General features: G+C 56.5%; 10 protein-coding genes. 7 read left to right on the top strand and 3 right to left on the bottom strand.

All coding sequences use genetic code 11. The features are described from left to right. The first annotated feature begins 65 nt into the window (after window positions 1-65). The 7 genes from EO156_RS12585 to EO156_RS12555 all read left to right on the top strand — a co-directional run bounded on the left by EO156_RS12585 (window position 66) and on the right by EO156_RS12555 (window position 10,441). Window positions 66-860, top strand: coding sequence for an ABC transporter permease (locus EO156_RS12585; protein ID WP_016851450.1), 795 nt, complete (start codon window positions 66-68; stop codon window positions 858-860). Then, window positions 857-2,143 (top strand): ABC transporter ATP-binding protein, encoded by a 1,287-nt coding sequence (locus EO156_RS12580; protein WP_016851449.1) that lies wholly within the window; start codon window positions 857-859, stop codon window positions 2,141-2,143. Before EO156_RS12585 ends, EO156_RS12580 begins: the two co-directional genes overlap by 4 nt. A 52-nt stretch (window positions 2,144-2,195) precedes the next feature. Continuing rightward, the gene (locus EO156_RS12575) at window positions 2,196-4,343 is read left to right on the top strand and encodes a methyltransferase domain-containing protein (protein WP_026007292.1); all 2,148 of its coding nucleotides are present in this window, start codon (window positions 2,196-2,198) and stop codon (window positions 4,341-4,343) included. Then, window positions 4,343-6,859, top strand: coding sequence for a glycosyltransferase family 1 protein (locus tag EO156_RS12570; protein ID WP_029829446.1), 2,517 nt, complete (start codon window positions 4,343-4,345; stop codon window positions 6,857-6,859). Before EO156_RS12575 ends, EO156_RS12570 begins: the two co-directional genes overlap by 1 nt. A gap of 111 nt (window positions 6,860-6,970) precedes the next feature. Then, window positions 6,971-8,011 carry a GDP-mannose 4,6-dehydratase gene (gmd, locus tag EO156_RS12565; RefSeq protein ID WP_003484125.1) on the top strand — a complete coding sequence of 347 codons (1,041 nt, stop codon included), beginning with the start codon at window positions 6,971-6,973 and terminating at the stop codon, window positions 8,009-8,011. Further along, on the top strand, window positions 7,989-8,945 hold the full coding sequence (locus tag EO156_RS12560; protein ID WP_022559982.1) for an NAD-dependent epimerase/dehydratase family protein: 957 nt from the start codon (window positions 7,989-7,991) through the stop codon (window positions 8,943-8,945). Before gmd ends, EO156_RS12560 begins: the two co-directional genes overlap by 23 nt. 167 nt (window positions 8,946-9,112) lie before the next feature. Continuing rightward, entirely contained in the window at window positions 9,113-10,441 is a 1,329-nt protein-coding gene (locus EO156_RS12555) for a hypothetical protein (RefSeq protein WP_124632100.1), read from the top strand. 282 nt (window positions 10,442-10,723) lie between these two features. Here the strand turns inward: EO156_RS12555 and EO156_RS12550 are convergent, their stop codons facing one another. The 3 genes from EO156_RS12550 to EO156_RS12540 form a co-directional block, all read right to left on the bottom strand. Further along, window positions 10,724-11,791, bottom strand: a complete 1,068-nt coding sequence (locus EO156_RS12550; RefSeq protein ID WP_005920800.1) for a hypothetical protein — start codon at window positions 11,789-11,791, stop codon at window positions 10,724-10,726. A 70-nt stretch (window positions 11,792-11,861) separates the two neighbouring features. After that, entirely contained in the window at window positions 11,862-13,901 is a 2,040-nt protein-coding gene (locus EO156_RS12545) for a hypothetical protein (RefSeq protein ID WP_005920798.1), read from the bottom strand. Further along, window positions 13,898-15,226 (bottom strand): NAD(P)/FAD-dependent oxidoreductase, encoded by a 1,329-nt coding sequence (locus EO156_RS12540; protein WP_016851444.1) that lies wholly within the window; start codon window positions 15,224-15,226, stop codon window positions 13,898-13,900. Before EO156_RS12540 ends, EO156_RS12545 begins: the two co-directional genes overlap by 4 nt. Between the last annotated feature and the right edge of the window lie 2 nt (window positions 15,227-15,228).

The raw sequence follows: 15,228 nt of genomic DNA, 5'->3' as shown, positions 1-15,228 counted from the left end.
CTCTCTCTTTCGGTTTCCGCGATCGTGGCAATTCTGATCCCGCTCTCTTCGGTAAGCTTAATCTCATGAAAGACCTGCTGCGACCCCTATGGGTATACCGGTACTTCATCTTCTCTTCGATCAAGAACGAATTGAGGATGCGCTTTATCCAAAGCAAGCTTGGTGCGTTGTGGATGATCATCCATCCGCTGATGCAGGTATTGATTTTCGCAACGATCCTCTCCGAGGTCCTCGCAGCGAAGCTGCCTGGAATCGACAATAAATATGCCTATGCGCTGTATTTGATGTCCGGAACACTATGTTGGAGTCTGTTTAGCGAGACTATCAATAAATGTGTCTCGCTATTCGTGGAAAACGGAAACCTGATGAAGAAAATGGCGTTCCCAAGAATATGCCTTCCCTTCATTGCCGCAGGAGCGATGCTGGTGAACAACCTCCTGCTGCTGCTCGCCATCTTCATCGTGTTTGCGGTGCTTGGTCATTATCCGGGGCAGCAGGTCCTCTGGTTGCCGTTCCTGATGGTGCTGACATTGACCTTCGCGATGTCGTTGGGCTTGTTGCTGGGGGTATTCAATGTATTCATGCGCGACATCGCCCAAGTCGTGCCAGTGGTGTTGCAGGCGCTTTTCTGGCTGACGCCCATTGTCTACAACATCAGCATTCTTCCCGAGGACGTCGCCAGGGTCTTCAAACTCAACCCCCTGTTTCCGCTGGTGACGGCGTATCAGAAGGTACTGCTTTACGGCACAACGCCGGATTGGCGCTCATTGATGCCGCTGTGTGCGGCCACTGCGATATTGGGCCTGATGTCGTTGGTGGTGTTCCGACGTGCCAGTCAAGAAATGGTGGATGCGCTATGAGCGATGTCGTAATGCGTGTCGAGGGCGTTGGCAAGGCCTATCGGGTCTGGAGCAGTCAATGGTTGCGGGCGGCCAGTTGGTTTGGTGCTCCAGTGCAGGCGCGCGAGGAACATTGGATCCTGCGCAATGTGTCGTTTTCGATCAAGACCGGCGAATCCGTTGGCGTAGTGGGGCGCAACGGTGCGGGGAAAAGTACGCTGCTGAAACTGATCACCGGAACCGTGCAGCCTACTGAAGGCGTCATTGCCCGGTCCGGGCGAATCGCGGCGATCCTGGAGCTGGGCATGGGATTCAATCCGGACCTGACAGGCAGGCAGAATGCCTACCATTCAGCAGGTTTGATGGGGTACTCCCAACAGCAAATCGATGCGGCCATGCCCGGCATCGAGGGGTTTGCCGAGGTTGGCGAATACTTCGATGCGCCAGTGCGGACCTATTCCAGCGGAATGCAGGTGCGGGTGGCGTTCGCCGTAGCGACGGCGTTCCGCCCCGACGTGCTGATCGTCGATGAGGCGCTTTCTGTGGGAGACGCCTATTTTCAGGCGAAGTGCTTCAAGCGCGTGCAGGAATTCAAGGAGCAGGGAACCACATTGATCCTGGTGAGTCACGCAGTAGGTGACATCGTCAAGCACTGCGAGCGCGTGCTATTCATCAAGGATGGCGGCGTCTATGCCGACGGCCCGGCGCGTGAAGTTTCCAATCTGTATCTGGACGAGCTTTTCGGGCGAAAGAGCAGTTCGGACCCTGCGCGTGCGGACGCTCCGATCGAAGCGATCCCAGGCGAAAGCATCGATGACGTATTCCACACCCGCCCTTCGTATAACCGCAACGAGCACCGTTGGGGTCAGGGCGGAGCGAAGATCGTCGACTATGCGGTGACGAGTAGTGGTGAGCGTTTTCCCGCGCGTATCGACAGCGGTGCGGTCACGAAATTCCACATGAAGATCGTTTTCGAGCGTGACTTCGACAACGTGGTCCCAGGCCTGCTGTTGAAGACGCTCGAAGGGCTGTTCCTCTATGGGACAAACTCATTTTTGGCGAGCGACGGGCGGAAGACGCTTTCTCCACGCGCAGGCGATGTGGTTACCTGCCATTTCGCATTGCCGCTGAGCGTCAATGAGGGGCATTACATGGTGTCGTTGGGGATATCGAGCGGCGATCCGCTCGGCGAGTTGGTGCCCCTGGACAGGCGCTATGATGCCATCTTGCTGGATGTCAGTCGTCCCATGCAGTTCTGGGGCATCGTTGACTTGAATGCCGAATTTTCCGCCGACGTTCCTTGATTGCCGTCCGTGTCCGCGCCGCCGGCGTGCCGCTAATTCCAGGTTTCCATTGATGACGCATTCCGTTTCCCCGGGCAACAGTTCTATCGCCGATCTCGTTGCTGCGTTACCCGAAAAGTACCAGCCCATTTTTGGCCATCCAGAAATTTCCGACGGTAGCTCCCGTGGTTGCGAGGACCGCCTGGAGGTCATCCTCGATGTGGTCGACCACCTGCGGACGGCACTGGGGCGTCCGATTCGGGTGCTCGATCTTGGATGCGCACAAGGCTATTTCTCCCTCAACCTGGCGGCGCGGGGGGCCATCGTCCATGGTGCGGATTTTCTCGATCGCAACGTGGCGGTATGCCGGGCGCTGGCGGAAGAGCAGGGCTTTGTGGCCGCCACCTTCGAATGTGCCCGGATCGAGGACATCGTCGGGGGGCTGGAGGTTGGCAGATATGATCTCGTCCTCGGGCTGAGCGTCTTTCATCACCTGATCCATGAGCATGGTCTGGAGCCCGTTGTCGGGTTGATTGGGCAGATCGACGCTTGCATTGCAGTTGGCATATACGAGCTTGCTGTGCGGGAAGAACCGCTGTATTGGGGTGCATCGCAGCCGGGTGACCCGGCGCAATTGCTGCAGCGCTATGCGTTTCTCCGAGTGCTGGCCCATCAGGGAACGCATCTGTCAGGTATCGCCAGGCCCTTGTATTTCGCAAGCAGCCGTTACTGGCTGCTTGGCAATGATTTCCGCGAATTTCTGTCGTGGCGCACGGAATCACACGCTCATGCGATGAACAGTCACGCAGGGACGCGGCGCTACTACTTTGCCGATGGCGTGATTCTCAAGCAGATGTCCTTGGTTGAGACGACGAGGAAGAAGATCAACCTCGCAGAATACGAAAACGAAGTGGGCTTCTTGCGCGATCCGCCTCCTGGAGTGGTTGTGCCGGCTCTGATGCACAACCTGCAGGACAGTCGCGACGTATGGATTCTGCGAGAGCAGCTGCCTGGGCGCCTGCTTTCGGAGATGATCCAAGACAACACCCCGTATTCCTACGAGGAGATAGCCGATTCCATCATTGCGCAACTTGTTGCGCTGGAGGCGGCCGGGCTTTACCACAACGATCTGCGCTGTTGGAACCTGCTTGTCAATGACAACGGCACTGCCACCTTTATCGACTACGGTGCCGTCTCGACTAGCGCAGTTGATTGCGTCTGGCCAGACGACCTGCTTCTTTCGCTCTTGATAACGCTGCGGGAATTGGTGCAGGGGCAGATCGCGCCGCCATTGCCCGTTCGCCGCCCGCTCCTCGATATCTCCATGCTGCCGGCTCGCTATCGGGTCGCGTTCTATACGATATTCAATCGCCCGCGTGGGGAATGGACGTTTCGCGCTTTGAGGGAGGCGATCGCCCAGAAGGATGATGAGGCAGGGCGAGCCGGCTGGGTATGGCTGCTGCGAAAGCAGGAGCACGCGCTGCTCATCTATGAGCGCTCCATCCGGGCGGCCGAAGCACGCTCGGTAGAAGTCGAGACCAAGCTCGGTGAGTCGCGGAGTAACGCCCATCACTGGTATCTGCGCGCAAATGAGCGCGAAGAAGCTATCGACAAGCTCAACAGCGAGATCGATGGGCTGAAAGATACTATCGGCGAGTTGCATCATCTGCAGCTGTCGGGCACCTCGAACATGCATGATCTCCGCCGGAGATTGGAGACGTCCGGTGCCAGCTTCACGGTCGTCCGTGAGCAGCTGGATGAACTCCGCATGCAGCTCGATTCTTCACTTCAAAATGCCCACCATTGGTACCTGCGTGCCAGCACTGCCGAGCAAAATCTGCACGATATCCAGGCTAGTGCGTCATGGCGTCTGACGCGTCCTTTACGAGGGATGTCGCGTTTGGTGAGGTGGCCTCGCGCATCGCTGAAGCGGATCCTGCTTGCTCTGGTTCGTCGTGTTCTCAAGCGCCCGGCGCTTGCCCGTGTGCTGAATAACTGGGTGCGTATGGCGCCATCCGTCCATGCCAGGATCAGGGGCGCCGTCGCGGCCGATATAGGGATTGATAGTGTGATTCAGCCAGTGGTGGAGGATCGGCCGCGTCCCGGCCAGGTCGTGGATGTCACCGTGGTTGCCGAGCCGATCGCGGCAGCGAAGCTGTCTGCCCGTGGTCATAAGATCTATGAGCGCATGTTGGCCATACGCAATGGGGAGTCTGCTTGATGCGCATCGTAATGGATCTGCAGGGAGCGCAGTCGGAGAGTCGTTTCCGGGGTATCGGGCGCTATAGCCTGGCGTTGGCGCTTGCAGTAGCCCGCGATGCACGGGGGCACGATATCCATGTCGCATTGAACGGTGCATTTCCGGAGGCAGTGAAGGATATTCGGGCTGCCTTCAAGGGGCTCATTCCGCAGAGCAATATCCATGTATGGTACGTGCCTCTTCCCGTGCATGCCTGCGATACTGGAAATAGCGCGCGGTGCAGTCATGCCGAGATCGTGCGGGAGGCAACGCTGGCTTCATTGCAGCCCGATATCGTGCATGTGTCCAGTCTATTTGAGGGCTACGGCGACAACGCATTGACCAGCATCGGTCGTGTCTTCCAGATCCCGACCGTGGTGACGATGTATGACTTGATTCCGATGATGAACCCAGAGGTTTATCTCAATCACGACCCGGTCTATGCCAAAGCTTACGCGGAGAAATTTTCTTTTTTGCAGCGGGCGGATGCGGTATTGGCGATCTCGGAAAGTTCAGCTGACGAGGCGCGCCGGGTTGGAAAATTTGGCAGCGATAAGGTCTTCAACATCTCTGCAGGATGCGATGCTGTGTTCTCGCAGTTGGAAATCCAGCATCCGGCGCGTCGCTTGGTCCGCGCCAAGTTCGGGATCGAAGGTGAGTTCTTTCTCTATACCGGTGGAGCGGATCGGCGCAAGAATCTGAACCGCTTGATCGATGCATATGCGGCACTCCCCGTGGAAACGCGCAAGATTGCCCGTCTGGTCATGGCCGGACGCATGCCTTCGTCGTTGGTGGACGATCTCAAACGCGTCGCGTTGGAGCGGGGGCTGCAAGCGGACGAGATCATCTTTACCGGTTATGTTTCAGACGAAGAGCTGGTTGCGCTGTATAACGAGTGCCGCTTCTTCGTGTTTCCGTCCTGGCACGAGGGATTTGGTTTGCCGGTATTGGAAGCAATGGCATGTGGTGCAGCGGTCATTGCAGCCAACGCTTCAAGTGTTCCGGAGATTGCCACGGAGCCGGCCATGCTGTTTGATCCGTATGACACTGCCGAGATGTCCGAGCGGATCCGCTGGATGCTTGAGGATGATGCAGCCGTAGCAGAAGCTCGCGCTTTTTCGGAGCATCGGGCTACTGCGTTCTCTTGGGAGAGAAGCGCAACAGCGTTTCTCGACGCTTGCGAGAGCGTGCATATGCGATCCTTGCCGCGCACCGATGCTGGTCAGGCACTCAATCTAGCCATGGCCGCACTTGGCCGGAAAAGTACGCAAACGCTCGCACTGGTTGCAGCAGCAGATGCGTTGGACCGCAGCATAGCGCCAGAGGAGCGCATGCTCATGCTCGACGTTACCGAGCTGGCCGCGCACGATCGTGGGACGGGTATCCAGCGCGTGACGCGCGCCATCTCGAATGAATGGCTGCGCCGGCCGCCGCATGGCTACCGCATCCAGCTCGTCAGGTTGGATCGCGAGTCACGTCGCTATGTGTGCGCCAATGCCTACGCCGGCCACCTTTTAGGTCAGGATCTCGGTGAGGATGCGGCACTGGTGTGCCACGCGGGCGATGTCTTCGTCGGCCTGGATCTGGTGGGGCACGCTGTCGACCTGGCCTCCGATTGGTTCGATTACTTTCATGTTGCAGGAGTAGGGATCAATTTCGTGGTCTATGACATCCTGCCTGTGCGGAATCCACAATGGTGGCCCGGGCCCGGCGGGCAGCACCACGAGCGCTGGCTGCGAGGTATCGTTTCCGTATCGGACCGGTTGATCTGTATTTCGCAGGCCGTTGCAGATGATGTGACTGCATGGATGCTGGAGAATGGAATCGGCAAGCAGCCGGACGTCGCATGGTTCCACCTTGGCGCTGATCTTGAAGGAAGCGCTCCCAGTCGGGGCATACCGGATCACGCCGACGCGCTTCTCTCTCGCCTGCAGCAGGTGAGGAGTTTCTTGATGGTGGGCACGCTCGAACCTCGCAAGGGGTATGCCGGCGTGTTGGCCGCATTCGAGCATCTATGGTCTGCAGGGCAGGAGATCGCCTTGGTGATCGTCGGCAAGAAAGGCTGGATGGTGGACGAGCTTTGCGAAAAGTTGGAAACGCATCCCCAGCTTCATCGCAATCTGTTTTGGCTCAGCTCCGCCAGCGACGAGCTCTTGGAAAAGCTCTACCAGGCCTGCACCTGCCTCATCGCCGCCTCTGAGGGCGAAGGTTTTGGCTTGCCACTGATCGAGGCGGGACAGCGACGACTGCCGATTCTGGTCCGCGATATCCCGGTGTTCCGCGAGGTTGCTGGCGAGCATGCAACGTACTTCGCAGGACACACGCCGGTGGAGATAGCGAGCGCCATCGAAAAGTGGCTCGAACTGCATACACAGAACGCGCATCCGCGGACTGACGAGCTGTCCTGGTTGACCTGGGCGCAGAGTGCCGATCAGCTTGCCGCCGCACTTCTGAAGCCGGCCGCCAGTCTGGTATATCCGATCCAGGAGGCCGATTGAGGTCAGGCAAGTTATGATGGCGCCGTTGCTTTCCTGCACGGCGATGCTCCGGACGCGCATGGGCGTGATCCAGAGCGGGGCTGCTTTCACCAATTTCCGAAGAGAATGTAGATGACTAACAAGATTGCAATCATTACCGGCATCACCGGGCAGGACGGTGCCTACCTGACCGAGCTGTTGCTTGGCAAGGGTTACAAGGTATATGGCACATACCGACGGACCAGTTCAGTCAACTTCTGGCGCCTCGAGGAGGTTGGCGTCGCGAAACATCCGAATCTGGAGTTGGTGGAGTACGACCTCACGGATCTGGGGACGACGATCGCGATGGTCCAGAAGATCCAGCCCGACGAGATCTACAATCTCGCTGCCCAGAGCTTTGTTGGAGTCAGTTTCGATCAGCCGACCACGACAGCGCAGATCACCGGTATCGGCGCGCTGCACCTGCTTGAGGCGATTCGTCTGGTGAACCCGAAGATCCGGTTCTACCAGGCATCGACTTCGGAGATGTTCGGTAAGGTCCAGGCGGTCCCTCAAAAGGAAGACACGCCGTTTTGGCCACGTAGCCCATACGGCGTTGCCAAGCTGTATGCCCACTGGATTACGGTGAATTATCGTGAGAGCTACGATATCTTCGGATCCAGCGGAATTCTGTTCAACCACGAAAGTCCGTTGCGCGGCCGGGAATTCGTTACCCGAAAGATCACCGACTCGGTTGCCAAGATCAAGTTGGGCCAGCTCGATGTGCTGCAGCTCGGAAATCTGGACGCCAAGCGCGACTGGGGCTTTGCCAAGGAATACGTCGAGGGCATGTGGCGGATGCTCCAGGCTGACGAGGCCGATACGTTCGTGCTTGCAACCAACCGAACCGAAACGGTGCGTGATTTCGTCCGCATGGCCTTCAAGGGAGCGGGGATCGACGTCGAGTTTCGGGGCAAGGATCTCGACGAGACCGCAGTCGACACAGCGACCGGAAAGCTTGTCCTGCAGATCAATCCGAAGTTCCATCGTCCAGCAGAAGTGGACTTGCTCATCGGCGATCCGGAAAAGGCAGAGAGGGTGCTTGGCTGGAAGCCGCAGACCACGCTCGAACAACTTTGTCAGATGATGGTTGAGGCGGATCTGAAGAGAAATGAACGTGGCTTTTCATTCTAAGCTGGCGGGTAAGCGCATACTTGTTACCGGCGCGTCCGGTTTCACTGGACGCTACGTCGTTGAGGAACTGATCCGGTCGGGGGGCCAAGTCATCTCGCTTGGCACTTCGGCGACTAATGTCGCGCGGCCTCCGATTGAAGGCGAGTCCTACTATCAAGCCGATTTGCGTGACTGCGCATCCTTGACGAAGGTTGTCGAGGTGAGCGAGCCCGATATCGTTGTCCATCTGGCAGCGCTTGCTTTCGTAGGCCATGGGCGGGCGGAAGATTTTTATAACATCAATCTTCTTGGGACACGCAACCTACTCCAGGCGCTTGAGTCACGCGCCTCGAAGATAGAGCGAGTTCTTCTTGCCAGTAGCGCGAATGTCTACGGAAATCTTTCGTCCGGACTGCTGGATGAAAGTGTCGCACCACTGCCTGCCAATGAGTATGCGATTAGCAAGCTCGCGATGGAGCACCTGGCCAGGATTAGGATGGGTGTGCTTCCGATCACCATCGCTCGCCCATTCAATTACACCGGAGTCGGCCAGTCGAGCGAATTTCTGATTCCGAAAATCGTCTCGCATTATGCAAAGCGCTCTGAGTACATCGAGTTAGGTAATCTGGATGTCGCGAGGGATTTCGGCGATGTTCGGGCGGTCGCACAGGCCTATCGTTTGTTGTTGGAAGCGCCGCAGGCTGAAAGCCTTACGGTCAATGTATGCACAGGGCGTGGGCATTCCCTCAGAGATATTCTGGAACTATGTGAGGGGCTGAGCGAATGGTCGCTGGATGTGCGGGTAAACCCGGCCTTCGTAAGGGCGAATGAAGTCAAGGTATTGCTCGGCGACAACAGCTTGCTACTGCGGCTTGTAAAACAGTGGGACTGCCCTCCTATTGAAGATACGCTTCGATGGATGTTGAAAGCTGAGCTTTCAGCAATTCAGGCTTGATGCTGGTTATGGTGTAACGTGGGTGGATATGCGCGCTCTATCGATTGAGGGGAATAATGCTGGCGTACGCGACTAGGGGGGCTCTGCGCCACCAACGCGCCGGGCAGAGTCAGGTAGCAAATCGGCATGAAGAATTCCTTGGAATATTTACACTTGGGTTCCTCTATGTGTTCATTCCATCCACGGCTCTTTGGCTTACATTCTGCCCATGGCCCTTTTTAACGATACCGTCGGCTTTATTGGCCTGTTTTTTTGCGCTTGGAAACACCGGGTACTTCCGGTTTATTGATGCGCGTGGCATGGCTCTACCGATTGCGGCTGGCGCAGTGGCTGCTCTGCTGCCAGGCGTTTTGCCGCCGTTAGCAGAGAATTCCGATTGGCTGAAGCATTACGCGTTATTCAATGCACTTGTGCTGGGAGAGTGGCCTGTAAGGGTATCCATTCCCGAGGGTGATGGTTTACTTCGCTATTCCCTAAGCTATTACGTCTTGCCCGCACTTGGTGCCAAGATATTGGGCATGAAGACGCTGTCCTTGTTGGTCTTCATCTGGACTGCTTTAGGGATGGGTCTGGTTTTTTCGCACGTAGTCGCCAGCGGAGAACGCAATCGTAGCAAGGTTGTTGCTGCCCTGACTGTTTTCATGGCTTTTAGTGGGGCCGACATTCTGGGAACTTTGATTACCGGATATACACGAGGTCCACGTTTTCACCTTGAGTGGTGGGCTGGCTTTGGGGAGCTTTCTGCTTCGGTAACCAACCTGGTCTGGGCGCCACAACACGCCCTTCCTGGATGGCTTGTAGCTCTGATGATATATCGCTGCCCCGAACGCAGCGTCGCGCATGCCGGTGTTCTCCTTGCTGCGGTCGCCCTATGGTCACCTTTCTGTGCTATCGGCTTATTGCCTCTATATGCCTGGGCAATGGTATCTGTCGGCCCGAGAGTGGCGCTCACTCTCTCCAACTGTCTACTTGGCCCCATCCTGATGGTCTCGGCGGCCAGTTACTTACTAGGAGGCTCAGGCGGCATTCCATTCGGTTTTAGTTGGTCGCATCCCTTGTTTACTTCTACAAAGTGGATTTTTTTCGTCCTTCTGGAATTTGCTCTGGTGACATTTTCGTTGTTATTCGCTCAAACAAGCGCGCGACCATGGGTGATTGTTGCGACATTGTTTTTGGCGCTGCTTACTTTGCTGAGCTTTGGTAATAATAACGATCTGCTTATGAGAGGTTCCATTCCGGCGCTAGGAATTTTGGCGATGGCTTGTGCCTCAGTGACGGTTGATCCCCGGTTGCCCTTGTTACGAAAATTACCTGTCCTGGGCCTATTGGGTGTAGGGGCTGTTACTCCGGTCGGGGAACTGAGCAGGGCGTTGATCACGCCCCGCATTGAATCGCCAGCCCAAATCACTCTTGGCGACATTGTTGCGAATAATAAAGCTGCTATCCCGCAGTATCTGGATATGGATTCCGGTGAGCTCCCCGAAAGGAGTCCTTGAACGACTCGCACAGATCTTGGGAGCGGCCGAGACATGACCGGGACTCGCCCCGGCAAGAGCGGCGATACTCCAAATGTGTGAAAGCACTTCAGTGTGCTCAGACAGTTGGGCAGTGCGGGAAGCGGCGGCACCGCTTCCGCCGCTTCCTTCAATGGATTCTATAGCCCCCCGGACTAGTTGCGGGCCGGGACTTGAATCAGTTCCCTATATCTGCGTGGGCAACTTCGTATGGATTTAACCCAACCAGTCCAGCTCCCGCTTTTGGATCATGGGAATAGCTGGCTAGAAGGGGAGGAGTTTCAGATTCCGCCAGCCCTGCACGCCATCAACACGGATCTCTGGTTTCCCTGCAATCAGGGTGAATATTGCAGCGCGCTCCATTTCAAGAGCCCAGCCAGCCTGCAATAATGCGTCATATAGCCGACCTTCAATCTGCTTTGAATGGGTGCCGATGACCATGTAGGCTACGCTGCGACCTAGCAAATCAAGCGATTGTTCGACCAGGTCGGCTTCTCCGCCTTGAATATCGATATGCAGCAGGTCTATCCGAGGCTGGTCCCCAATCAGTGCTTCAAGCGGCACCATCGTGACTCTGTCGAACATTCCACCCGATAACAGAGTCTCGCATTGTTGCTCGCTGGCGTCGAAGATCGGCTCGTTGCCCCATGACGCTCCGGGCAGATCCTGTTTAGGAAACAACGCTGTACCAGCGCGCGAAGCGGCGATACCCCGCATCAGTGAAATCTGTTCGGGTAAAAAACCATTCATGGTCAGCGCTTCTTCGGCGAATTGGAGGTGGTGCGCATCCGCCTCGATGCCTATGACGCGCACGTCACGACCTAACGCGCGCGCAGCAACGCCAGTATTATTGAGCCAGCACCCCCATCCGCAGCCCAGCTCAATGACCGTAAAGCTGCCCTGCGACAAGTCCACGGCACGTAAGGCCGCGCCCCACTCAGCAATATCAGCGTGCCAGTTTGCGGGAATTGGAATACCTTCTACCTCCCCGCCTCGCTCGGAGAGTACGGACGGGAAAAACTTTGGGTCTATGGCCACGCCAAGGAAATTTGTGAGTACGCCTACCCGAGGTTCCAGATCGGGCACAGCATGGTTTTGCATGACTCCAATCGCGTCAAAAGTCGCCGCATAATGGAAGAAAGGACTCTGGTCGCTTCTGTAGCGGTGGCTTTGGTCCTGTGCAAACTCCCTTGATCGAAGAAGGTTTAGCCGCAGCTCGTTAATGCTTGGCAGTGTGGCAGAAACCTGCTTGATTACATCTTGGTTTTCGGGTTCCCTTCCAAGAATGAACCGATAGGCCCAGGTAACAGCTTCATCTGTAACTTCCTTCATGGCATCCAATCTCCCAGGTAAGCGGTTGCTGCGTTCAAGGCTTTGAGCGCATAACTTCTGAACGAGTCAATCATTCCTGCTTGGTATTGGTCTGCTTTATCTCCATAGACGTCAAGCCGATAGTGATGCGACGCGCGTCGGCGGATATCCCCAGCTCTGCCGGTGACGCGGGCTTATCGTAATGCAACTCAACACTCACGGCCGCCTTCGTTGAAAGGGCGGGCAGATGGATTGCAAGGGCGCTAGGTGCGGGTGATGATGCCGACAGCCGGTATGACTGCCACTCACCTTTGTTGACCCTGGCCTCAACTTTCGCATCTCGGCGCGAGGCGTTCCACAAGCCGTTGACGTAAAGAATTAGCTCAGTGCCAGGCTGGAGTGGATCCGAAGTTTGAAAGGAGATCGTAGAACTGTCACCCTCGGACCATACGCCCCACGGTTCATCGACCGACCAGCCATCCCGTAAATAAGCGCGGAGTTCAGCTGCAGGAACCGATGTCCCGGTAGCAAGCGCGCGCATGTAAGCGTCCATTTCCCCCGGAGCCAGCGTGAAGTATTTGGGCTCATCGGGAAGCTTTGGAAAGTGGCGGTGGATCAAGGTATTGGCATTGGCCGCGCTGATGATGCAAGTGCCCTTAGGATATATCGCTATGGCCTTGTTTATGCCCGGAAAGTAGAGAGCTTTACGGCACTTCGGCCCAAAGACCAGGGCAGGTCCTTCAGGTACATTTTCGCCAATTCCTGCATTCCGTTCACTAAATACTTCAGGAGCCGGATCCCATAGCCATGGCAGATGGGTGTAGATCCACTTAGCAGGCCTACTGGGAGCAGTGTACGCCTCGGGGCCCCAAGGCTCATAAAATTTGACCGCATACATCCCACCCAGCAATATCAGCATCGCCCAGGTGCCACGAATCCATTTCTGGCCAGTGCCTTCACGCGAGAAGTCAGCCAGGACAAGTAGGGGGTAGAAGAGGCAAAGATACCAAAGCCCGTAACGTGCCGGACCGGGTGTACCACCAGAATTTATATTATTGGTGGCTGCTTGCGCCGCAAGTGCGGCCATTAGGTAAATAATGAAGAGCGCGACTGCTTCCAACGGCGCTCGTTTGACCTGTCTACGGATGAGCAAGATCGCAAACCCGCCAAGAATAGCGAGGCCCGTAGGCCAGTTGGGCAGCAGGCCTATATCCGGATCAAGTAAATACTGTAGAGATGAGAGCGGATTTAGATGAGAAGTGTCCGCGCCGACATTGATGAGTTGTGGCGTCAGGCCGCCAAATCGAAAAAAATAATAGGCCGGATGCAGCGCGGCCGTCAGGGTTGCCAGACAAAGCCCGGTAACCTGCCACACCGGGGCTAGACCTGGCTTAGCGCTGTTACGGAAAGACATAAGCGCAATCAGGCAGGCCACGAATGCAGGAATTATGAAGCTGATATTCTGCGTCGTAACTACAGCTAGTAGCAGGCCTGCCGTGGTCCATCTGGAGCGAAGGGCGCAGGCGACAGCCGCGATCGATAGGAGAATGGTGAAGAGTTCAGTGTGTACCTTGTTGAGGTACCACAGTGACGGCGAGGAAAAAACGATGACTAGGCAAGCGCATACGCCGAGGAAGCCGTGGAGTCGGAAGCACAGCAGGATCAGCCCGGCGAGCAACGTGGCATGCAAAAGCATGAAGTGCGCATGCGTCGTTGAAGTAAGGCCAACAAAGTCGCCAACCTTGCCGACTACTGCTGCCAGTGCCGGGTAAAGCCAGAAATGGTTGAAGTCCGTGCCGCTTCCCAACGTCAGAGGCAAATACGTGTGCCTCAGGACTTCCGCAGGCTGTAATGAGGCGATAGCGCCGCTCGCGCGAATACGCTCGTAATCCTCCCATGCCGCCGCCTGCACGTAAGGGCGGTGCTCAATACTGATTGCACGCTCCATTGCATAGTATTCGGCGCCGTCGCCAACTCGCACCGCAGGCAATTTTTCGAGTGTCGCATAGCTCGCAAGCAGGATAAGTAATCCTGCGAATGCGTACATCGCAGCGACCAGCAACTTCCAGGTTCTGGGAGTCATCGGTCGCTGCAGGCGATCGGTGCCAACGATGTTCGTGAACTGTGTCACTGAGTGCCCGCTTCCAGGATCTGTTGGGCTAGTTCCCTGCCTTCGCGCACGGCGTAATTAGTACCGCGGTCTTCTGGATAGACCTGAGCCATGCTGGTGACGAAAACATTCGGTAGCGGGGTCGTACGGCCAGGAACAAAGGTGGAGTAATGCTTCTCCGCAATCGGTTGTGCATACTCGGCCCGCCAGACATGGACGTCTTGAATCCAGGAGCGCTCAAAGGACGGAAACATCTTCTGTAGATGGGGGATGGAGAAGTCAACGAGTTCCTGGTCATTCATCGTGTACATCGAATGCGTGGTCGGCAGGTACTTCGACAGATACACGATGTGCCGCCCGCCGTAAGAGCTCGGCGGCTCGAAATTGGTGTGCTCAATGACTCCCACGTAGGGAAAACCGGGATCGTTGACGTTCAGCCAGTAAGTGTCCGATAGGCTACGGTCCAGGGAAAGCACCATGCAGACGTTGGCCAAGTAACGCACCCTGCGAAGCTTCTGCAGGTAGTCTGCGGGAACCTGTCCTTCGAGCAAGTCTGCAGTGATTGGGAACGCAGTCGAAAGTACGACGTTTTCGGCCGTTATCTGGCGATCCTGCAGCGCAACTCCGGTTGCTCGTCCGTTGGCGCTCGTTACGGAAACTGCAGCAGTCCCCATGAGAATTTCGCCACCGAGTGCACGAATCGCCTCTCCCATCTTCTCCGCAAGCGCAGCGAAGCCACCTCGATAGTACGCCAGGACCTCGTCGCCGGAGCTGCTACGGCTGCCGCCACGCAGGACCAGCTTCTTCCAAAACCAAACCGCAGAAACATCATCTGCAACCGCGCCGAATTTACCGACCAGAAGCGGATCCCAGACTACGTCGTAGACCTTCTGGCCGCAAAGGCTGATCAACCATTCTTTCGCTGTCAAATTCTCAAGCTGCCGCCAATCTTTGACCTGGCGTGCTCGCAACACCGAGATGCCCAAGCGAATTCGATCAATGAACGGCAGCGCTTTGAAGCGAAGCAGATCCATCGGCGTGCTGAGCCGGAAGAATTGCTGGGCATAATACATTCCAGTGCGCGTCGGTCGAAGCAATACATTGTCGCGCGCGCCCAACTCATCAATCAGCTGAAAGATCTCTTTATCGTTGTTGAACCAGTGATGGTAAAACTTCTCCAATACCTCCGAACCAACGGTGAAGCCGCCGGCAAGGCCACCCAGCTCGTGGTCCTGCTCTACCAGAATGACCCGTTTACCGGCTCGGGCGAGCGCATAGGCAGTCGCCAAGCCTGAGAAACCGCCGCCAACAACTGCGGTGTGATAGATTGACTGAGGGGTGGTCATGC

This window comes from Xanthomonas sp. DAR33341 (assembly GCF_003992815.1).
GTDB lineage: Bacteria > Pseudomonadota > Gammaproteobacteria > Xanthomonadales > Xanthomonadaceae > Xanthomonas > Xanthomonas cissicola.
This window is presented reverse-complemented; position numbering and strand designations above follow the sequence as displayed.

Bases quoted from the DNA above. Each gene is read 5' to 3' on its own strand.
- EO156_RS12575 (WP_026007292.1), top strand. From the start codon at position 2,196: ATGACGCATTCCGTTTCCCCGGGCAACAGTTCTATCGCCGATCTCGTT.
- gmd (WP_003484125.1), top strand. From the start codon at position 6,971: ATGACTAACAAGATTGCAATCATTACCGGCATCACCGGGCAGGACGGT.
- EO156_RS12580 (WP_016851449.1), top strand. From the start codon at position 857: ATGAGCGATGTCGTAATGCGTGTCGAGGGCGTTGGCAAGGCCTATCGG.
- EO156_RS12570 (WP_029829446.1), top strand. From the start codon at position 4,343: ATGCGCATCGTAATGGATCTGCAGGGAGCGCAGTCGGAGAGTCGTTTC.
- EO156_RS12585 (WP_016851450.1), top strand. From the start codon at position 66: ATGAAAGACCTGCTGCGACCCCTATGGGTATACCGGTACTTCATCTTC.
- EO156_RS12560 (WP_022559982.1), top strand. From the start codon at position 7,989: ATGAACGTGGCTTTTCATTCTAAGCTGGCGGGTAAGCGCATACTTGTT.
- EO156_RS12550 (WP_005920800.1), bottom strand. From the start codon at position 11,791: ATGAAGGAAGTTACAGATGAAGCTGTTACCTGGGCCTATCGGTTCATT.
- EO156_RS12540 (WP_016851444.1), bottom strand. From the start codon at position 15,226: ATGACCACCCCTCAGTCAATCTATCACACCGCAGTTGTTGGCGGCGGT.